We start from the raw sequence: 19,719 nt of genomic DNA, 5'->3' as shown, positions 1-19,719 counted from the left end.
GCGGTCGACGAAATCCGGTGGGGTGGAGTGAATGGCGGGAAAACCGTTCCGGCACAGCTGGTTCGGCAGACGTGCGGGCTGGTCATCGGTGGGCGTCCAGCCAGTGCGCCAGGGTGTTCAGGGCCGACTGATCGATGGGCTGGAAGTTGTCGTGCAGGACGTCGGTGGTGGGGCCGAGGGAGTGGCCGAGGCCGGGGAAGAGACGGAGGGTGTGGTCGCGGTTGCCGGCGGCGGCCAGGGCGGCGTCGAGGCTGGACGAACCCGCGGGAGGGACGTTGGCGTCGTTCACACCCTGCAGGATGAGCACGGGCGCAGTCAGTTTCGGGGCCTGTTCGATGAGGCTGGGGAGGGCGCGGGCCGGGTCGTAGATGTCGTAGATGCCGCCGGGGCGCATCGCGGACTCCAGGTAGAACTGGTAGACGGGGCGAAACTCGAGGTCCACGTCGAGCTTGCCGTCTCGGTTGAGATCCCAGGTCGGGCGGACGGTGAAGTCTCCGGCATCGGCGTTCACGCAGGCGAAGCGGAGCGCGAGCTTGGCCATGAGGCCGCCGTTGCCGTGGAAGGCGCGGTCGAGTTCATCCGGTCCGAGCAGGCCGTTCGACGCGAACCGCGAGAGGTACGGCGCGTAGACCTGCTCGCCCTGGTAGCCGAAGGTCACGCGCCAGGGGAGTGCCACCGGGCCCTGGAAGATGGTTCCGGCCAATTCCGGATGGGTCGCCGCCAGGGCGGCCGCGACGGTGCTGCCCTCGCTCCAGCCGTAGACGAAGACACGGTGCGGGTCGACGTGTGAATCCTGCTCGGCGGCGCGCAGGACCTGATCGGCGTCGTCCCGCATGTCGTTCAGGTCGAGTTTGGTCCAATAGTCGGCACTGTCGACATCGCCGGGGCCGCGCACATAGCGCTTGTTGTAGCGCATGACGGCGTAGCCGCGGCTGGTCAGGTCGTCCGCGATATCGAGAAAGATATGGGAGCCGGACGGTTGGTCGGCGTCGAGATCCTCGGGCCCCGACCCCGGAATCATCACCACCACAGGCGCATTGCGCGCCCCCGCAGGAAAGTCGAGCTCACCCGAGCCGGTGAAATCTCCGAACTGGAAGGCGAAGGACTCGCGTTCGACCGTGGGCTCCGCCGCGGCCACGCCGCCGGTACCCACGACCAGCGCGATCGCCCCCAGTGCCACTGCCCCGCGGATCCCCATGAGCGGCAATCTAACCGCCGGTGCTCGATGCGGCAATCCGATTCAGGAGCCGAGGTCGTGCAGGCGGGTGGTGAGGAAGTCCGCTTCGACCTTGTTCTCGGCGAGCAGCAGGGCCTCCTGGTAGGCGAGGCGGGCCTCGTCGAATCTGCCGAGGCGGGTGAGGAATTCGGCGCGGGCGGCGGGGAGGTAGTGGTAGGCGGTGAGCTGGGGTTCGGTGGCCAGGCGGTCGAGTTCGTCCAGGCCGCGCTGCGGGCCGTGGGCGTGGCCGAGGGCGACGGCGCGATTGAGGGCGACGACGGGGGAGGGCCAGACGGCGATGAGATGGTCGTAGAGACCGGCGATCTCGTGCCAGTCGGTGGCGTCGAAGGCGGGGGCCTCGGCGTGGACGGCGGCAATGGCCGCCATGAGCGGGAAGCGGCCCGGCGCACGACCGCGTAATGATCTGCGCACCAAGGCTATTCCCTCGGAGATGGCCCGGCGGTCCCAGTGCGCGCGGTCCTGCTCGGCCAGCGGCAGGAAGCGTCCGGTCTCGTCGGTGCGGGTGCCGCGGCGGGCGTCGGTGAGCAGCAGCAGCGCGTTCAGGCCCGCCACATCCGGGTCGTTGGGCAGCAGCAGGCGCAGCATGCGGGCCAGGTCGAGGGCGCGCTCCACCAGCTCGGGGCGGACCAGTTCGGCGCCGGCCGGGGCGGTGTGGCCGGTGGTGAACAGCAGGTGCAGCACGGTCAGCACCGCGTCGACGCGGTCGGGCAGTTCCTCGTCGGACGGGAGGCGGTAGGGGATGTGCGCCTCGGCGATCTTCTTCTTGGCCCGCGTGATGCGCGCCGCCATGGTCGGTTCCGCGACCAGGAAGGCGCGCGCGATCTCCGGAGTGGACAGACCACACAGCAGGCGCAGGGTCAGCGCCACCCGCGCCTCCATCGACAGGGCCGGGTGGCAGCAGATGAAGATGAGCCGCAGCCGATCGTCGGCCACCGAGTCCGGGGCGGCCGGGTCGGGCGCCGGATCCTCCACCAGCAGCGGAATCGAGCGCTCGAACGCGATGTCGCGGCGCAGGGCGTCCAGGGCGCGCCGCCTGGCCACCGTGGTCAGCCAGGCGCCGGGGCGATCCGGGATCCCCGACTCCGGCCAGGTCTGCAGGGCCTGCGTGAACGCCTCCTGGACAGCCTCTTCGGCGAGATCGATATCGCGGGTCACCCGCACGGTCGCCGCCAGCACGAAGCCCCACTCGCGCCGGTGCGCGTCGGCGACCGCGGCGGCCACCTCCGGCGTCGTCACGGCTCGTCGTGCGGGTGGATCGGCCGGACCTCGACACAACCGAACGGCGACGGTACGTCCACGGCGATCCGGATGGCCTCGTCCAGATCGGCCGCCTCGACCAGGTAGTAGCCGCCCAGAACCTCTTTGGTCTCGGCGAACACGCCGTCGGTGATGACCGTGCGGCCGTGCTCGTCGTGCCGGACCGTGGTCGCGGTCGAGGTGGGGCGCAGGCGGTTACCGCCGCGCAGCCGGTCGGCGTGCGCGGCCATGAACTCGAGGTGCTCGTTCAGGGTGCGCTGCCGCACGGCCGGATCCGTGGCCAGCCAGGTCTGTTCGTCCTGGTGGATCAGCAGCAGGTACTCGGGCATATCACTGCTCCCTTCGCTGGGGTGGATCGCACGGCTCCGTTGCCGTGTCACTGCTGACGTCGTTGTCGCTCAACCCGTCGTTCGGGATGGCGGCGAAATCGACACGGTCGCGAAAAAATTCTCGACCAGATTGTCGATTCCCGGCCGGAACCGCGCGACGGATTCACGAGTCGGCCGACCGGGCCGTCCACCCGACAGGAGAAACGACAATGTCCACCTACATCCTCGCCTTCCGCAACGACCCCAACCGCGCAGCCACGCCCGAGCAGGAGCAGCTGTGGGCCGACTGGTTCGCCGAGATCGGCGAGCGCGTCACCGATTTCGGTAATCGCGTGGGCCAGACCGTCATGCTGGGCGACAACCCCGCCGCGCCCGACCGGCTCTCCGGCTATGTCGCCGTCCAGGCCGACGACCTGGACTCGGCGGTGAAACTCGCCTCCGGCTGCCCGGGCCTGACCTATGGCGGCCGCGTGGAGGTCGGCGAACCCGTCCCCATGTCCTGACGCCCGAGTGTCCGGGCCCGCACCCCACCGGGCCCGGTGCCCGCCCTGATGGCTCGTTCCGGCCGGATCCCTGCCAATTACCCCTATGGGGTATATGGTCGAGGGCGGTGAGAGCCAGTCGGCGGAGGAGTGCGAGATGGATCGGCAGAACGGCCAGCGGACCACGGTCCTGGACATCCGGGGCCTGCACTGGGCCAGCCAGCAGAACGTGGTGAAGTCGGTCCTCGGCCGCCGGCCGGGCGTCCTCGTCGTCGACCCCAACCCCGTCTCCCAAACCGCCACCGTCACCTTCGACCCCGCCCACACCTCCGTCGCCGACCTCCGCACCTGGGTCCAGGAATGCGGCCTGCACTGCGCCGGCCAATCCGTCCCCAACCATGTCTGCGACCCCATGGCCGAACCCGCCGCCCCGGCACACGCCGGTATGGACCATGCAGCGCATGCGGGGATGGATCATGCCGCGATGGGGCACGGTGCACATGCCGGGCATGCGGGGATGTCCATGGAGGACATGGCTGCTGACATGCGGAACCGGTTCGTGGTGGCCGCCGTGTTCTCGGTGCTGGTGATGCTGTGGTCGCCGATGGCCACCGACATGTTCGGGTGGCATCTGCCGGTGCCGTTCGGAATGCGTTCGGACATCTGGGAATTGATCCTCAGCCTGCCGGTGATCTTCTACTCCTCGACCATTTTCTTCACCGGGGCGTGGGCGGCGCTGAAGGCGCGGACGCTGGACATGATGGTACTGGTCGCGGTCGGCATCGGGGCGGGATGGCTGTACTCCCTCGGCATTACGCTGACCGGCGGCGGCGAGGTCTTCTACGAGGCCTCGACCATGCTGGCCACCTTCGTGCTGCTCGGCCACTGGTTCGAGATGCGGGCGAGAGGCGGCGCCAATGACGCGATTCGCACGCTGCTGGATCTGGCGCCGCCGCGTGCGGTGGTGATCCGGGACGGGCAGGAAATCGAAATCCCCACGGCCGAGGTGAAAGTCGGCGATCTGCTGCTGGTGCGCCCGGGCTCGAAGGTCGCGGTGGACGGGCTGGTGGAGGACGGGACCAGCGAGGTCGATGAGTCCATGGTGACCGGCGAGAGCCTGCCGGTGCACAAGGAGCCGGGCTCGGCGGTCATCGGCGCGACCCTCAACGAGAACGGCACGCTGCGGGTGCGCGCCACCAAGGTGGGCGCTGACACCGCGCTGGCGCAGATCGTGAATCTGGTGCAGCAGGCCCAGAATTCGAAGGCACCGGGCCAGCGACTGGCCGACCGCGCGGCCTTCTGGCTGGTGCTGGTCGCCTTGATCGGCGGTGTGCTGACCCTGGCGGTGTGGCTGCTGGCCGGGGCCACCTTCGCCAAGGCCATGCTGTTCGCCATCACGGTCGTGGTCATCACCTGCCCCGACGCCCTCGGCCTGGCCACCCCGACCGCCATCATGGTCGGCACCGGCCTGGGCGCGAAACGCGGCGTGCTGTTCAAGAACGCGATGGCACTGGAGAGTTCGGCCCGCATCCGGACCGTGGTGATGGACAAGACCGGCACCCTCACCAAGGGCGAGCCGGAGGTCACCGAAATCGTCACCGGCCCCGGGCTTTCCGAGGCCGATCTGCTACCCCTGCTGGCCGCCGTCGAACGCGAGTCCGAGCACCCGCTGGCCGACGCCGTGGTGCGCTACGCCAAGGAGCACGGCCCCACCGACGCCCGCGCGGTGGACTTCGAGAATGTCCCCGGTCACGGCGCGATCGCCACCGTGGACGGCCGCCGCGTGGTCATCGGCAATCGCCGCCTGCTCGACCGCGAGGGCGTCGACCTGGGCGAGCTGGCCGCAGCCCGCGACCGGGTGGCGGGCGCGGGCCAGACCGCGGTGCTGGCCGCCCTCGACGGCGAGCCCGCCGCCGTCATCGGCATTGCCGACGCGCCGCGCGAGAGCTCCGCCGAAGCCGTTGCGGACCTGCACGACATGGGCGTCGAAGTGGTGATGCTGACCGGCGACAACCGGGCGACCGCCGAGCGCATCGCCGCCGAACTCGGCATCGACACCGTCATCGCCGAGGTGCTGCCGGGCGACAAGGCCGCCAAGATCATCGAATTGCAGTCCGCCGGACGGAAGATCGCCATGGTCGGCGACGGCGTCAACGACGCCCCCGCCCTGGCCCAGGCCGATCTCGGCATCGCCATCGGCGCGGGCACCGACGTCGCCATCGAGACCGCCGATGTGGTCCTCATGCGCTCCGATCCGCTGGACGTCCCCACCGCGCTGCGCATCGGCCGCGGCACGCTGCGCAAGATGCATCAGAACCTGGCCTGGGCGGTCGGCTACAACAGCCTGGCCCTGCCCATCGCGGCCGGCGTCTTCGAGCCTGCCTTCGGCTTCACGCTGCGACCGGAGATCGCCGCCATGTCCATGTCGGGGTCCAGCATCATCGTGGCCCTGAACGCCCTGTCCCTGAAACGTTTGCGCCTGCCCGAACGGGACTGAGCCGCACCGGTACCGCTGTGCGCTGGGTTACACCTCGGCCGAGGGGTGAGTCGATTCATGATGCTGGGAGTTAGCTGACACTAATACAGTGGGACTGCACCATGTTCCCGGCCCGAAAGACTTGAAACATGCCCATCGTCAACCTCGGTTCCGCCGCCATCGACCTGGCCAACACCGTCACCGGAATCGCCGCCAACATCACCTACCTCCTGAAGGCGTGGGGCCTGGCCTGATTCGCCCCACAACGCACGAAACCGCCTCCTCGGAGGCGGTTTTCGCGTATGCGGGCAGGGTCATGCGGGATGGCCGCGGTGCTCGGCCCATTCGCGGGACAGGATGGACATGACGGTCGCGTCGATCCACTCGTCGCCGTAGCGCAGGGATTCGCGCAGGACGCCCTCGGGACGGAAGCCGGCCTTCTCGTAGGCACTGCGAGCGCGTGGGTTGAAGGCATAGACCTCCAGGGAGATTCGGTGCAGGCCGAGCTTCTCGAACCCGTAGCCGACGATCAGCCGCGTCGCCTCGGTGCCCAGCCCGCGGCCCTGGCCATCGGGGCCGATCAGGATGCGGAAGTTGCAGCTGCCATTGCCGGGATCCCACCGATTGAGGACGGCTTCCCCGACGCAGCGGCCGGTCGTGATGTCGGCAATGGCCAAATCGAGGCGGTCCGGCTGGGTTTCGCGCGTGGCGTACCAGTCGCGCAAGCGCTCGCGCTCGGCCGGATCCTCCGGCACGGGCTCGGTGGACTCCTCGTGGACGCTGCCGGTCAGCCTGCGGACGTCGGGATCACGCAGGGCCGCGAGGATGGCGTCGAGGTCTTCGGGAATGAACGGCCGCAGGAGAACTTTCGCGCCGGTCAGGGTGGGCTTGATCGAGAAGTCGGCGGATTCGAACACCGGTGAATTATCGCGCCGAGATCAATAGAGTCGGCGAATGGCCAGTTCACCCTCGGGGACGTCGCCGGCCACGCTCGCCGACGTCCTGCCGTCCGTCGCCGCGTCCTTCGGGCTCGACCAGCGCAGTCCGCTGGCCCTCGCACCCAACCGGGATGTGGTGGTGCTGCTGATCGACGGCCTCGGCGCGGAACTTCTCGCCCGCCACGCCGACAGCGCGCCCACCCTGGCCGCGCACGTCCGCACCACCCTCACCGCGGGCTTTCCCGCCACCACCGCGACCAGTCTCGCCAGCCTCGCCCTCGGCGCGCCCTGTGCGACACACGGCATCATCGGCTACAGCTTCGCCCTGCCCGACCGCGACCGTCTCCGCCTGCTGAATGCGCTGCGCTGGAGTCTCGACAGCGCGACCGGCGAGGACGCCCGCGACGCGTACCCGCCGGAGTCGGTGCAGCCGCACACCAGCCGCCTGGAGGACCTCGCCGCCCACGGCGTCGAGCTGCACTACGTGATCCCCGCCTACCAGCGCACCTCCGGTCTGACCCGGGCCGCCTTCCGCGCGCCGGGCACCCTGCGCCCGGCCACCACCCTCGACGAGCTGCGCGCTGGAATCCTCGCTGTCGCACGGCATTCCGGCACGAACTCCCGCTTCGCCTACGCCTACTTCCCCGATCTCGATGCGAACGGTCACCTGTACGGACCCGAATCGCCGCAGTGGCTGGCCGTGCTCCGCGATATCGACGCCTGCCTCGCCGGCCTGTTCGCCGAGCTCCCCTCCACCTGTACGGTGCTGATCACCGGCGATCACGGAATGATCCACGTGGACACCGTCGTCGATCTGGACGCGCGGCCCGCGCTGCATCGCGATGTCCGGCTGATCGGCGGCGAGGCGCGGGTCCGCCACATCTACCTCGACCGCCCCGAAGCCCTGGCCGACGCCCACTCCGCGTGGACCGCCGAACTGTCCACGCACGCAACGGTCGTGACCCGCGAGCAGGCGCTCGACGAGCACTGGTTCGGCCCGACCCCGCCCATACCGGTGATCGCCTCCCGCATCGGCGATCTCATCGCCGTCGCCGAGGGTGCCGCGGTCCTGGTCCGCCCGGCCCTCGAGCCCCTGGAGTCCGCCCTCGTGGGCCACCACGGCGCCCGCACCTCGGCCGAGCAGCTCGTCCCCCTCATCGTCACACCCTGATTTCGAGTGGGTGCGGCGTTCGCTGCAGCACTCAGGTGCGCAGTAGCGCGGTCTGGACCTTGCGCAGGCGGTCCACATCGCCGCGGAAGCCGGCCACGGCGTCGTTGTAGAGGAACGCCTCCCACAGCCGGACCAGGGCGTAGGCCAGGGTGTCGCGCTCGATGGGAGGCTGGTAGCCCTCGGATTCGGCGCGCTCGATGAACCGCTCCACCAGGGCCACCGCGGTCTGGTGCACGATCCCGTCACCGCGGGTGATCAGGCGCAGGGCCGCGGTCGATTCATTGTCGAAATACGAACGCAGCGCGTCGTTCTCGACCAGCAGATCGATGGTCCGGTTGAGTGCCGCGGTGAGCCGCTCACCGCCCGCCCCGCGGGAGCGGCGATCGGCATGGGCCACGACCCGCTCCAGCTGCCGCGCCACGGCCGCGCCCAGCAGGCCGTCCCGGGATCCGAACCAACGGTAGATGCTCGCGCGCCCCACCCCCAGCTGGGCGGCAATGGCATTGACGTCCACCCGTTTTCCGCTCAGGAACACGGCGATGGCGGCCTCGAGCACATCGTCCCGGCTGGCCGAGGCGGGCCGGCCCGGTGCTCTGGTTCCCTCCGCGCGTGTCACGCGGACAGCTTAGGGGCCAGGTATGCCGACAGTGTGCGGGCGGTGGCCACCCGCCCCAGGGTGAGGGCCTGCTGGAGCACCCCGGGATCGCGGTCGATGCGCCCGATATCGGGTGCGCTGTGCGGCGGGCGGATCTGCAGCACGGCCGGATCGGAGTCGAAGTCCCGCTCGTCGCTGTGGTGTCGCTGGACCCGATCGAGCCACGGTCCGACCGTCCCCGGCGCGTGCCGGGACAGGAAGCGGGCCACCACCCGGGATTCCAGACCCGAAGGGGGACGCATGGTTTCGCCGGCGCGGCGGGTGCGCAGCACCAGGACGCGGGTCGCGCCCTGCGTCAATGCCGTTCGCACCGGGACGGATTCGGAGAGCCCGGCATCGACGTACCGGCGCGCGCCGATCCGCACCGGCCGCCCGGCCAGGATCGGCAGGCAGGCCGAGGCCCGCAGCGCCGTCTGTACCGAGCGCACATCGCTGAGCTCCGGATGCAGATCGACGGCCGCGCCGGTGTCGGCATCGGTGGCGATGGGGTGGAAGGTGATCGAATTGGCCAGGATCGCAGGGAAATCCATGGGCACGATGCGCTCGTACACGGTGTGCACCAGGTACTCGGTATCGACCACGCGGCCGCCGCGCAGGGCCCGGGCCGGATTGATCACGCGACTGATCACCTCGGGATTCCAGGCCCGCCGCGAATCCACCGCGCGCCCGCACAGCAGCCATTCGGCGTTCAACGCGCCCGCCGACGCCCCGTACACCGCGTCGAAGCAGGGCAGGATGCCCAATTCCTCGATGGCCATGGCCATGCCGTGCGAGTACGCGCCGCGCGAGGAGCCGCCCTCGATGACGAGGGCCAGCCGATGTGAGTCCGTGCGCTGCCCGGGCGCGCTGCCCTCGCGATGCCGGTGGGCGATGAGCTCGCCGACGCCGAGTGTGCGGTCGTGGTCGGGCACGGATGGCTCCCTTGGCTGTCGGTGGTGTGCGCGGCCGTTCGAGTATACGACCCTATTTGAGACAATGGTGTCTCTGTGTATCATATCCGGCGATGGCGTGGGTAGCCATGAACCTGGAGGTCAACGCATGCAACTAGCGCTCACCGACGACGAGCTCGCCTTCCGCGACGAGCTGCGCGCGTTCTATCGGAGCGAGATCCCGGCCGACATCCGCAACCGGCAGCGGCACGGGCAGGAACTGAGCAAGGACGACATCGTCACCACCCAGCGCATCCTCAACGCGCACGGGCTGGCCACCCCGAACTGGCCGGTGGAATGGGGCGGCAAGGATTGGACCCCCATCCAGCGCCACCTCTGGCACGACGAGATGCAGCTGGCCTCGGTGCCCGAACCGCTGACCTTCAACACCAATATGATCGGCCCGGTCATCGCGCACTTCGGTTCCCAGGAGCTCAAGGAACGCTTCCTGCCGGCCACCGCCAACCTCGACATCTGGTGGTGCCAGGGCTTTTCCGAGCCCGAGGCGGGCTCCGACCTGGCCGGGCTGCGCACGGTCGCGGTCCGCGACGGCGACAGCTACGTGATCAACGGACAGAAGACCTGGACCACCGCCGCCCAGTCCGCCGACTGGATGTTCTGCCTGGCGCGCACCAATCCGGACGCGCCCAAGAAGCAGGCCGGCATCTCCATGTTGCTGTTCCCGCTCGACACCCCCGGCGTGACCGTGCGGCCGATCAAGCTCATCGACGGCGGCCACGAGGTCAACGAGGTGTTCCTGGAGAACGTCCGGGTGCCCGCGAATCAGCTTGTCGGCGAGGAGAATCAGGGCTGGACCTACGCCAAGTTCCTGCTCGGCAACGAGCGCACCGGCATCGCCGCGGTCGGCCAGACCAAGGTGAAACTGTGGCTGGCCAAGGAGTACGCCAAGCAGACCCGCCTGGGCGAGAAGACCCTGCTCGAGGATCAGCTCTTCGCGACCCGCCTCGCCGAGCTCGAAAACGAGCTGCTGGCACTGGAACTGGTGCAGTTGCGGGTGGCCGCGGGCTCGGCCGACGGCAAGCCCAACCCGGTCTCCTCGATTCTCAAGCTGCGCGGCACCGAACTCCAGCAGGCCGTCACCGAACTACTGGTCGACATCGCCGGACCGGATTCCGTTGCGCGCGAGGACGAGTCGGACCCGGACTGGGCCCGCCGCAGCACCGCCACCTACCTGAACTATCGCAAGACATCGATCTACGGAGGATCCAACGAGGTGCAGCGCGGCATCATCGCCTCGACGATCCTCGGACTGTGAGGCAGCACCATGGATTTCGATCTCACCCCCGAACAGAACATGCTGCGCGACACCGTGCGTGACGTGCTGTCCCGCGGCTACACCCCCGAGCGCCGCAACGACATCGTCGGCACCGAACTCGGCTGGGATACCGAGATCTGGGCCACCTTCGCCGAAATCGGCCTGCTCGGACTGACTTTCGCCGAGGAGGACGGCGGCATGGGCGCCGGGCCCATCGAGGCCATGCTGGTCATGACCGAGATCGGCCGCGCCCTGGCCCCCGAACCCGTGCTGGATTGCGCACTGCTGCCGGGCGGGCTCGTCTCCGCCGTCGGCGCCGACGCACAGCGCAAGGACCTGCTGCCGCGCATCGCCGAGGGGGAGCTCAAGCTCGCCTTCGCGCACGGCGAGCCGGGGCTGCGCTGGCCCGCCACCGACACCGCCACCCAGGCGGTGCGGCAGCCGGACGGCTGGCGCATCGCCGGCCGCAAACACCCGGTCTCCCACGGTGATTGCGCCGATCTGCTCATCGTGAGCGCGGCGCTCGACGACGGTATCGGGCTGTTCCTCGTCGACCCCGCCGATCCGGGCGTGCGGCGCACCGCCTACGCCACCCACGACGGGCTGCGCGGCGCGGACATCGCATTCGACGGCGCGGTGGCCGAACCGCTCGGCGAGCCGGTCGATGCCGCCGCCGCCATCCAGGCCGCCCTGGCCGGGGCGCAGGCCGCGCTGTGCGCCGAAGCCATCGGCGCGATGGAGGAGTCCCTGCGGCTCACCGCGGAATACCTGAAGACGCGCAAGCAGTTCGGGGTGCCGCTGCGCACCTTCCAGACGCTGACCCAGCGCGCCGCCGACATGTACGTGTCACTGGAACTGGCCCGCGGCATGAGCATGTACGCGTCCATGTCGCTGGCCGACGGCATTGTCGATCCGGTCGTCGCCTCCCGCGCCAAACTGCGGATCGGGCGCTCCGCCCGGCACATCGGGCAGGAGGCCATCCAGATGCACGGCGGCATCGGCATGACCGACGAATACCCCGTCGGCCACTACACCGCGCGGCTCACCGCCATCGAGCACACCCTCGGTGACTCCACCGACCACCTGCGCTACCTCGGCGGGTACGTGGCCGATTACCAGATGGTCGAAATCTGATGCACATTCGCGGCGCGGTCCTGGAGGAGATCGGACGGGCGCGGCCCTACGCGCAGTCGCGGCCGATCAGCGTGTGCCGGCTCGAACTCGGCGATCCCGGGCCCACCGAGGTGCTGGTCGCCATCGAGGCGGCCGGACTGTGCCACTCGGATCTGAGTGTGGTGGACGGCAATCGGCCCCGCCCGCTGCCCATGCTGCTCGGCCACGAGGCCGCGGGCACCGTGCTGGCGGTCGGCGAGCGGGTCGCCGATCTGCTCATCGGACAGCGAGTGGTCATGTCCTTCCTGCCGCGCTGCGAAGAGTGCGACGCGTGCGCGCGGGACGGGCAGCTACCCTGCACCGCGGGCACCCGCGCCAATACCGCCGGTGAACTGCTGCACCATGCCGGGCACCTGTCGCGCGGCGGCGACCGGGTGCGGCATCATCTGGGCGTCTCCGGCTTCGCCACACACGCCGTGGTGGACCGGGCCTCCCTGGTGCCGGTCGGCAACTCGGTGCCGCCGGAGATCGCGGCACTGTTCGGGTGCGCGGTGCTGACCGGCGGCGGGGCGGTGCTGAACGTGGCCGATCCGCGTCCGCAGGACAGCCTCATGGTGGTCGGGCTCGGCGGCGTCGGGATGGCCGCCCTGCTGACCGCGAATGCCATTGGCGTGGAACGGCTCATCGCGGTGGATCGGCTGCCGGACAAACTCGGCATGGCGAAGGAGCTCGGGGCCACCGAGACGTACACGCCGGAGCAGATCGCCGACCAGGGGATCCGGGCGCGGTACGTGGTGGAGTGTGCCGGGCATCCGGCCGCATTCGAAACCGCCTATACGGCAACCGAACCCGGCGGCATGACCATCACGGTCGGGCTGCCCGGGCCCAATTCGACGGTGACCCTGCCGCCGCTGAGCATCACCGCCGAGGCCCGCACCATCGTCGGCAGCTACCTGGGTTCCGCGGTGCCGGCCCGGGATATTCCGCGCTACGAACAGATGTGGCGGGAAGGGCGGCTACCGGTGGAGAAATTGATCACCTCTCGAATCGGGCTGGAGGAGATCAATGAAGCGTTGGATCTCCTGGCCGATGGAGCAGCGGTTCGCCAGATCATCGTGTTCGACCATTCCTGAATCGAGAGTGGCTGCACCGCAGTGAAAGACAGCGAAGACCCGGCGAGCCAACCTCTCGCCGGGTCTTCGCCCGGTTCCGACGTCGAATGTCAGTTGGTCCGAGTCACCGCCGGCGGATTCCAGCTGCCGTCGATGATCTTCTGATCGGGCCAATAGGTGCGCAGCATCAGGTTGAAATCACCCGACGCGGGGGCCGGAAGCCAGTTGGCTTCCTTTTCCGGGCCCGGGTTCTCGCGCTGAACATAGATGTCGACCGACCCATCCGAGCTCTTGGTCAGGCGTTCGCCGCGCACCGCGTAGCGGTTCAACGGGTTGTCGACGAAGAAGCCACGCTGGTCGTACATGGTCAGCGACCAGAAGCCCTTGACCGGTGGGATCTGGTCGGCGGCGAAGTGCAGAACATAGGTGTTGTCCGCATTCAACTGGGTCTTCTTGTCGTCGACGCCACTGGACGGGTAGATCGCGTCCTGGGGCAGATTGGCGCCCAGACCCGCGTAGGCGATCATGGCGCGGGTGGCGTAATCGGTGCCGTAGTCACCGATATCGCTGCGCGTGATCTTCCAGCCGTTGACCTCGTTCTTGTCCGGAATGGCTTCGATCTGTGAAAGCGCCTTGGGCCAGGCCTGCTCCCAGCGGGTGCGCTCGGTCTCGGACAGTGTGGACAGGTCGAGCTTCTTGTCCGGCGCCCAGCCGATCGCGGCCAGCTTGTCGAGCAGAGCCTTGTCATCGGGGCGAGTCTCGTTGTGCGACAAGGCCGAGTAGTACAGGTCCCAGTACTGCTGCGGGGTCAGATTGTGAATGTATTGGGCGACCTCCTGATCCTTGGGCCAGTCCGGGTGCGGATCGATGTTCTGCGGCGGCGTGTACGCGGTGTCGCGGGCGCTGAGCGGGGCCGCCGTCATCTGGTTCTGGATGGCGATCACATTGGGAACGTCCTCGGGGCCGTCGACTTCGATGCGGCCGATCATCCAGCCGGAATCGGTGGGCAGACGGTATTCGTGCACGCCCTCGGGCAGGCTGCCGTGGAAGTTCGGGCCGACGATCGCGAACTGGTAACCGTGCACATCCCCCAGCGTGCGGGGGCCCGGGGCAGCATCGACATTGCTCCACATGTCCAGGATCGGGAACAAGTGGTACCGCCCGCCCATATCGGGCACGCTCACCACGAGCGGTTCCTGGGATACGTCGAAGAACATCGAGGTGTAGAGGGTGTCGACATTGGGGCGCACCACGCTGGTGAACTTCGCATCGGGCAGGAAGTGCAGGGGCGCCAGCTGATTCATCGGCGCCCTGCCTGTCGACGGATCGGCCGCGGGAAGGTTCGTCGACTGCCTCCGTGTCACCTCGACCGACACCAGCGGATAGGTGTAGGCGTATGCCTGCACCGCCAGATCATCGGCGCTCGGCGCGGACGAGGGCGACGTCGTCGATGACGACTCCGACGAATTCTTCGAGCAGGCGGCGGACGCCACCGCGACTGCGGCCACGAGGCCCGTCGCCATGGCCGCCCAGGCCCACCGGGTTTTCGAACTACTGATCACCGCATCCTCCTGGTTGGGTATTTTCGAACGCAGCTCGAGTCGACTGATTGACAGCAAACTCTCAGCGAGCGTATCGAGCGGTGGGGTCGAAGTGCGTAATTTAGAGGAAAAGACCTCATTTCAAGTCTTGTCCTGCCAGATGACGTTCTCGAACTGGAATCTCAACAGCAATCAGCAATCAGGCAGCGATCAGCAGTTGCGGGGACTGGCCGACCCCGGTCCGCTTGGCGTAGTCGGTTACCCGGGTGACGCGATCGGTCCTGGGCCTGGCGTGGGGTTCTCGACAGAATGGCAGAGGTTCGAAACCGAAGAGAGAAAAGGGATTCGACTGATGTCGCAAGTCATGCGGGACCTCGAGGGCAAGGTCGCTCTGATCATCGGCGGCACTCGGAATCAGGGTGCGGAATTCGCCAAGAACATCGCTGGGCGCGGTGCCACCACGATCGTCACCTATCAGGGGGACGAGCAGGCCGCCAAGGCAACGCTCGCGACGCTCGAGACATTCGGCGCGACAGTGGAAGCGGTCCGCTCCGACGCCACCTCGGCCGCGGAGGTCGACGCACTGTTCGCGGATATCGTTGCGCGCCACGGCAAGCTGGATATCGTCGTGCACGTGCCGGGCCGGGTCATCAAGAAGCCGATCGCCGACACCACCGACGACGACTTCGATCAGCTGATCGTGCGCAATACCCGGACCGCGTTCAATACGTTGCGCGCCACGGCCCGGAACATTGCCGACAATGGTCGCTATGTCGTGTTGTCCACCACGCTCACCTCGATCATGACCGGCACCTACGGGCTGTATTCGGGATCGAAGGCAGCCGTCGAGCGGATGGTGGTCGCCGCGGCCAAGGAGTTGGGTGAGCGCGGTATCACGGTCAATGCCGTCGCGCCCGGTCCGGTCGACGACGACTTCTTCCGCAGCGCGGAGACGCCCGAATCCATTGCGGCCGCGGCACTGCACAATCCGCACGGGCGTCTCGGGCTCCCCACCGACACCGCACCGTTGGTCGGGTGGCTGGTCAGCGCCGAGGCGGGCTGGGTCTCCGGACAGACGATCCGGGCCAACGGCGCGATGTTCTGAGCGTGCCCACCTCAATCGCGGACACCGGCCGGGTGCGGTCGAATCGCACCTGGCTGCCATGGGCCACCGCCGCCTGCTGGTTGCTCACGCTGTCGTACTTTCCCGTCTCGCTGGCGGTGGCCCACGCGTGGCCGGCGGGATACAGCATGTCGGGCAACTACATCAGCGACCTGGGCATCACGCGGTGTGGCGAATACGTCGATCGCGATGGGGCCTCGCGATGGGTGTGCTCGCCCGATCACGCGGTGCAGAACGTGATGTTCGTGTCGACCGGCCTGCTGAGCTTTGCCGGGGCACTGGGTTGGGCGCGGATGTGGAGCGGTCGTCGATTCCGGGCCGGGTGCGCGCTGGTGGCTGTCGGCGGTCTCGGGATCGCGGGAATCGGGCTGGCGCCCTGGGATATTCGGCCGCAGGCACACGACACCATCGCATTGGCACAGTGGTTCGCGCAGTTGGCGGGCATGGTCCTGATCACGCCGGAAGTGGCGCGCAGGCGGCGCGGCCTGGTCGTCGGCACCGCGCTGGCCGTGGCGATCTCGGTGATCGGCGGTGTGTTCCTGTTCGCGAGAAACCATTTCGGTCTCGGTGCGGGCGTGTCGGAACGCATCGCGTTCGACACGCTCACCGTGTGGGGCGGGCAGGTCGGATTCGTTCTGCTGCTCACCCCCGATGGCGGTCGGCGCGGCGGTAGGCATCCGGGGACAGACCGGTCCAACCGTCGAAGGCGCGGCTGAGCGCGCGAGCGTCGCTGTAGCCGACGCGCAGCGCGATGGCCTGCACGGTGAGCGTGGTGTGACGCAGCAGTCGGGTGGCCTGCTCACAGCGCATCGCGGCCAGCTCCTCGCTCCAGGAGGTGCCCGCCTCGGACAACCGCCGCTGCAGGGTGCGGTCACTGATCCGCAGCCGCGCGGCGACGGCGGCGACCCGCGGGCCCCGTTTCGGTGAGCTGTCCGTCGGCCCGGTGCTCTGCGTCACCTCCGAATACAGTGCCGCGCGGAAGGATTCGATCCATCCGGGAATCGGACGCGCCTCGTCGATGGCATGCTGGGCGGCGGTGTGCAGGATCCGGCGCAGGCCGGGATCATGCGGCCGCGCCTCGGTCCGATTTCCAGTGATCCGATAGTGGATCAGGTCTGCCGGTTGGCCGAAATGAATCACCGTGGTGCCCAAGGCATCTTCGAGATATCCATGATGCCGGGGCGCCGGGTGCGCGAAGTCGACTCGCACGGGCACCGCCGCGTCGCCGAAGGCATCGCGGGCGCGCCGGACGGCCACGATCACCGCGAACTCGTTGATGATGCCGCGGGTCTCGCCATAGGTGGTGCCGCGGTACCCGACCGTGAGCGCGGACCCGTCGTCGGTGACCCCCAACTGCGCCGCCGGATCGCAGATCACGACGCTGAACCGAGATGCGTCGTGAAATCCTTCGGCCAGTGTCGGAGCACTGCTGAACAGATAGTCCCAGATATGCAACCGCCCGCGATCGGCCATATCCGCGGCCCGCACGCCCGCCTCGTTGCCGACGACATGCTCCATCAGCGCCCACAGTCGATACTGGCTCTCCGAGGGAATGCGAATCCGGTCATCGGCCAGCAACTTCCGATCGAAGCTCCCGATTCGCGTGGCCTCCACCTCGTCGATACCGGACCTGACCGCCGTGTCCAGCACAATGCGCACCACGTGTCCCGAGACGGTCCGCTCGAGCGCGGGATTCGCGATATCCATCACCATCTCGATTCTGCGCCATGGTGAGGTCCGGTCGAATCAGTGTTCGCAGAGGGAGAATTCGCGCTCCTACAGCTCATTGTTGTGTTCGTCGACGAAGAACTTTCGTTCGTGCATGAGTTGTTCGCGGTTTTCCTCGGCCTGCCGTCGACCCGTCCCAATGGGCCACCTGGGCCCAACAGGGCTACACCGGCAAGGTGATCGTCGCGAATGACCTGCAGACGATCACCGTCAAATCGGTTGCACCACAACATGACAGCGGCTTGACGAACCGCCCTCATGTCGGCCACCTGTCCCGTCCCTACTCCGGGATGCCCGGTGAGACCAGTTCTCGCCGGGCATTCGGTGTCTTCGCCCGGCGTCGTGGCCACCAGAGGCGTTCGCCCAGGTCCATGGCCAGGGCGGGAACCAGGATTGTGCGGACTACGAAGGCGTCCAGGAGGACGCCGAAGGCTACGGCGAAGCCGATCTCCGCCGCGAAAACCAGAGGGAGAGTGAGCAATGCTGCGAAGGTGCCCGCGAGGACGACGCCCGCGGCGGTGATCGTGCCGCTGGTGGTGCGGACGGCGATGACCGTGGCGGTGGTGGCGTCGTGGCGGGTGCTCTCCTCGCGGATCCGGGCCATCAGGAAGATCGAGTAGTCGATGCCCAGGCTGACCAGGAACACGAAGGTCCACAGGGGGAATGCCGCATCCGCACCGTGGAAGCCGAGGAGCTTGCCGAAGGCCACGGCACTGACGCCCAGCGCCGCCGCGAGAGACAGTACGACGGTCGCCAGCATCATCGCCGGCGCCACGAGGGATCGCAGCAGGATGGCCATGATCAGAAAGACGACCGAGAGAACCAGCGGCACAACGAGATTGCGGTCATGACGGGAGGAGTTCAGCGTGTCGAGCGCCACCGCGCTGCCGCCGCCCACCATGGCGCCGGGCACCGAGTGCAGCGCCGACCGGAGCCGGTCGACGGTTGCGAAGGCGGCAACGCTGTCGGTGGCGTCTGCTGCGGTCGCTTCGAGGTAGGCCAGGCCGTCGATGGTCGCGGGTGCGGACACCGCGACCACACCGGGGACTTCGGCGGCCAGCGCGCGCAGCCGCTCACCCTGGGCGGCCGGGCCGATTATCTGCAGCGGATCGCCCGATCCACCCGGGAAGTGGCGCACCAGCACCTGCTCGCCCGCCACTGCCTCCGGCCGGGTCCGGAAGGTGTCCTGGGGCCTCAGGCCTGCCGCGTGCAGGCCGAACAGGCCCAGGGCCAGCACCGCGAGGGCCGCGGCGGTGAGCTGCCAGACGCGGCGCGGGCGGGCAACCGTCAACCGGGTGAGGGTGCGCATCCAGCGACCGCCGGACGGTTCCGGATCGCCGAAACGTGGTGCGGCGGGCCAGAATATCCAGCGCCCGCACAGGACCAGCAGGGCCGGGTACAGGGTGGTGAGTACCGCGAAGTCGACGAGCACACCGGTCGCCATCACCGGACCGAGACTCTTGGTCGAGTTCAGGTCCGCGACGACCAGGCAGAGGAGGCTCAGCGCCACCGTGACTGCACTCGCGGCGATCGCCGGCCCGGCCCGGCGGATGGCGGTGGCCATGGCCGCATAGCGGTCCTCCCGGCGGCGCAATTCCTCACGGTAGCGGGCGGTGAGCAGCAGGGCGTAATCGGTGCCCGCACCGAAAACCAGGACGGTGAGCAGGAATTCGGTATCACTGTTGACTGTCAGGCCGGCGTGCGCGGCCAGCAGGTAGATCAGGGCCTGCGCGACGGTCAGGGCTACTCCGACACAGAGCAGCGGTAGCAGCCACAGCACCGGGCTGCGGTAGGTGACCAGCAGAATCGCCACGACGATCGCGATGGTCACATACAGCAGGGTGGAGTTCACCCCGGAGAACGCGTCCGCCGAGTCGGCCCCGTAACCCGCCGGTCCGGTGACATGGACACTCATTCCCGAGCCCGCGACCATGGCTCGTATGGACTTCACCGTCGGCAGGGTGTCGCTGATTCCCTTGACCCCCACGGTGATCGGGACCACGACCTGGATGGCCTGGCCGTCGCCGGACACCACCGGCCCCTCGACCGGCCCGTGCACATTCGGCAGTGCAGCGAACCGGCCGATATCCGCGCGGGCCCGATCCTGGTCCGCCGCGCTCAGGACCGCGCCGCCCCGGTCGTAAACGACGACCGCCGGATACACATCCTTTCCGGTGAACTTCCCGGCCAGTTCCGAAACCTTCGTCGACTCGGCGCTTTTCGGCAGCCACGTGGTGGCATCGTTCTTCTCCGCCGAACCCAGCTTGCCGGCCAACCCACCGGTCGCGACGATGGCCACCACCCAGAAGGCGATGGCGGCCCACACCATTCGGCGCAGTAGCTTCCCCACGA

General features: G+C 68.5%; 17 protein-coding genes. 8 read left to right on the top strand and 9 right to left on the bottom strand.

Annotation, left to right across the window (positions count from 1 at the left end):
* Positions 1-82: 82 nt before the first annotated feature.
* The 3 genes from ACFXHE_RS01970 to ACFXHE_RS01960 are packed head-to-tail and all read right to left on the bottom strand — an operon-like array spanning position 83 to position 2,823.
* On the bottom strand, positions 83-1,198 hold the full coding sequence (locus ACFXHE_RS01970; protein ID WP_379378866.1) for an alpha/beta hydrolase family protein: 1,116 nt from the start codon (positions 1,196-1,198) through the stop codon (positions 83-85).
* A gap of 42 nt (positions 1,199-1,240) precedes the next feature.
* On the bottom strand, positions 1,241-2,473 hold the full coding sequence (locus ACFXHE_RS01965) for an RNA polymerase sigma factor (RefSeq protein ID WP_379378864.1): 1,233 nt from the start codon (positions 2,471-2,473) through the stop codon (positions 1,241-1,243).
* Positions 2,470-2,823, bottom strand: coding sequence for a YciI family protein (locus tag ACFXHE_RS01960; RefSeq protein ID WP_379378862.1), 354 nt, complete (start codon positions 2,821-2,823; stop codon positions 2,470-2,472). Before ACFXHE_RS01960 ends, ACFXHE_RS01965 begins: the two co-directional genes overlap by 4 nt.
* Before the next feature lie 209 nt (positions 2,824-3,032).
* On the opposite strand from ACFXHE_RS01960, the gene ACFXHE_RS01955 reads away from it, so the two are divergent.
* Positions 3,033-3,326 (top strand): hypothetical protein, encoded by a 294-nt coding sequence (locus ACFXHE_RS01955; RefSeq protein ID WP_379378860.1) that lies wholly within the window; start codon positions 3,033-3,035, stop codon positions 3,324-3,326.
* A gap of 136 nt (positions 3,327-3,462) precedes the next feature.
* Positions 3,463-5,802, top strand: coding sequence for a heavy metal translocating P-type ATPase (locus tag ACFXHE_RS01950; protein WP_379378858.1), 2,340 nt, complete (start codon positions 3,463-3,465; stop codon positions 5,800-5,802).
* Between the two features lie 293 nt (positions 5,803-6,095).
* Here ACFXHE_RS01950 and ACFXHE_RS01945 read toward each other — a convergent pair whose 3' ends face one another.
* On the bottom strand, positions 6,096-6,698 hold the full coding sequence (locus ACFXHE_RS01945) for a GNAT family N-acetyltransferase (protein WP_379378856.1): 603 nt from the start codon (positions 6,696-6,698) through the stop codon (positions 6,096-6,098).
* A gap of 37 nt (positions 6,699-6,735) precedes the next feature.
* Between ACFXHE_RS01945 and ACFXHE_RS01940 the strand changes: the two genes are divergently transcribed.
* Positions 6,736-7,890, top strand: coding sequence for an alkaline phosphatase family protein (locus ACFXHE_RS01940; protein WP_379378854.1), 1,155 nt, complete (start codon positions 6,736-6,738; stop codon positions 7,888-7,890).
* Between the two features lie 31 nt (positions 7,891-7,921).
* Here ACFXHE_RS01940 and ACFXHE_RS01935 read toward each other — a convergent pair whose 3' ends face one another.
* Both ACFXHE_RS01935 and ACFXHE_RS01930 read right to left on the bottom strand, forming a co-directional pair.
* Positions 7,922-8,506 carry a QsdR family transcriptional regulator gene (locus ACFXHE_RS01935; RefSeq protein ID WP_354835528.1) on the bottom strand — a complete coding sequence of 195 codons (585 nt, stop codon included), beginning with the start codon at positions 8,504-8,506 and terminating at the stop codon, positions 7,922-7,924.
* Positions 8,503-9,456: a patatin family protein gene (locus ACFXHE_RS01930; protein WP_379378852.1), complete on the bottom strand. Its 954-nt coding sequence runs from the start codon at positions 9,454-9,456 to the stop codon at positions 8,503-8,505. Before ACFXHE_RS01930 ends, ACFXHE_RS01935 begins: the two co-directional genes overlap by 4 nt.
* Before the next feature lie 127 nt (positions 9,457-9,583).
* Here ACFXHE_RS01930 and ACFXHE_RS01925 point away from each other — a divergent pair, with 127 nt between their 5' ends.
* The 3 genes from ACFXHE_RS01925 to ACFXHE_RS01915 are packed head-to-tail and all read left to right on the top strand — an operon-like array spanning position 9,584 to position 12,996.
* Positions 9,584-10,750: an acyl-CoA dehydrogenase family protein gene (locus ACFXHE_RS01925; protein ID WP_379378850.1), complete on the top strand. Its 1,167-nt coding sequence runs from the start codon at positions 9,584-9,586 to the stop codon at positions 10,748-10,750.
* A gap of 9 nt (positions 10,751-10,759) precedes the next feature.
* Positions 10,760-11,884, top strand: a complete 1,125-nt coding sequence (locus ACFXHE_RS01920) for an acyl-CoA dehydrogenase family protein (protein ID WP_379378848.1) — start codon at positions 10,760-10,762, stop codon at positions 11,882-11,884.
* Positions 11,884-12,996, top strand: coding sequence for an alcohol dehydrogenase catalytic domain-containing protein (locus ACFXHE_RS01915; protein WP_379378847.1), 1,113 nt, complete (start codon positions 11,884-11,886; stop codon positions 12,994-12,996). Before ACFXHE_RS01920 ends, ACFXHE_RS01915 begins: the two co-directional genes overlap by 1 nt.
* 89 nt (positions 12,997-13,085) lie before the next feature.
* Here ACFXHE_RS01915 and ACFXHE_RS01910 read toward each other — a convergent pair whose 3' ends face one another.
* Positions 13,086-14,537: a DUF1254 domain-containing protein gene (locus tag ACFXHE_RS01910; protein ID WP_379378845.1), complete on the bottom strand. Its 1,452-nt coding sequence runs from the start codon at positions 14,535-14,537 to the stop codon at positions 13,086-13,088.
* Between ACFXHE_RS01910 and ACFXHE_RS01905 the strand changes: the two genes are divergently transcribed.
* Both ACFXHE_RS01905 and ACFXHE_RS01900 read left to right on the top strand, forming a co-directional pair.
* A complete protein-coding gene (locus ACFXHE_RS01905; RefSeq protein ID WP_379378843.1) occupies positions 14,497-15,621 on the top strand; it encodes an SDR family oxidoreductase in 1,125 nt (374 codons plus the stop codon). The two genes, ACFXHE_RS01910 and ACFXHE_RS01905, sit on opposite strands and share 41 nt — an antisense overlap.
* A 2-nt stretch (positions 15,622-15,623) precedes the next feature.
* Positions 15,624-16,355 carry a DUF998 domain-containing protein gene (locus ACFXHE_RS01900; protein ID WP_379378841.1) on the top strand — a complete coding sequence of 244 codons (732 nt, stop codon included), beginning with the start codon at positions 15,624-15,626 and terminating at the stop codon, positions 16,353-16,355.
* Here the strand turns inward: ACFXHE_RS01900 and ACFXHE_RS01895 are convergent.
* On the bottom strand, positions 16,282-17,346 hold the full coding sequence (locus ACFXHE_RS01895) for an AraC family transcriptional regulator ligand-binding domain-containing protein (protein WP_379380338.1): 1,065 nt from the start codon (positions 17,344-17,346) through the stop codon (positions 16,282-16,284). The genes ACFXHE_RS01900 and ACFXHE_RS01895 overlap by 74 nt on opposite strands.
* 301 nt (positions 17,347-17,647) lie before the next feature.
* Entirely contained in the window at positions 17,648-19,717 is a 2,070-nt protein-coding gene (locus ACFXHE_RS01890) for an MMPL family transporter (RefSeq protein WP_379378839.1), read from the bottom strand.
* Positions 19,718-19,719 lie beyond the last annotated feature (2 nt).

The organism is Nocardia sp. NPDC059229, assembly GCF_042754165.1.
In the GTDB taxonomy this organism is placed as follows: domain Bacteria; phylum Actinomycetota; class Actinomycetes; order Mycobacteriales; family Mycobacteriaceae; genus Nocardia.
This window is presented reverse-complemented; position numbering and strand designations above follow the sequence as displayed.